1 pseudogene is annotated in these 334 nt (G+C 38.9%); it reads left to right on the top strand.

Annotation, left to right across the window (positions count from 1 at the left end):
- A pseudogene (locus HMPREF2937_RS14165) lies at positions 1 to 334 on the top strand (helix-turn-helix domain-containing protein); the annotation flags it as partial.

The following is a 334-nucleotide window of genomic DNA, read 5'->3' as shown; positions in this document are numbered from 1 at the left end:
AAAAAGTAAACATTTAACACTAACTGAACGTAGAATGATTGAACGTTGGCTTCAAGAAGGACTCTAAAATCGTGAAATCGCTAGGAGATTAGCTAAAGCTCCTCAAACCATTCACAACGAAGTCAAACGTGGTCAGGTTAGACAACAAGTGCGTAAAGGAAAATTTGAAGTGATCTACTCAGCTGATTTTGCTCAAAAAGCCTATCAAAACAATCGCAAACGTTCTGTTAAACAAGTCTCCCTAACCAAGGGACTCAAAGAAAAGATAACTCACTACATCGAACAGAAATACTCTCCCGAGATGATGGTAAAGTCAAAAGGGATACCTGTTCCC

It is taken from the genome of Staphylococcus sp. HMSC061G12 (genome assembly GCF_001838465.1).
Lineage (GTDB): Bacteria > Bacillota > Bacilli > Staphylococcales > Staphylococcaceae > Staphylococcus > Staphylococcus simulans.
The sequence above is the reverse complement of the archived record's forward strand: the minus strand, read 5'-3'. Positions and strand labels throughout refer to the sequence as shown.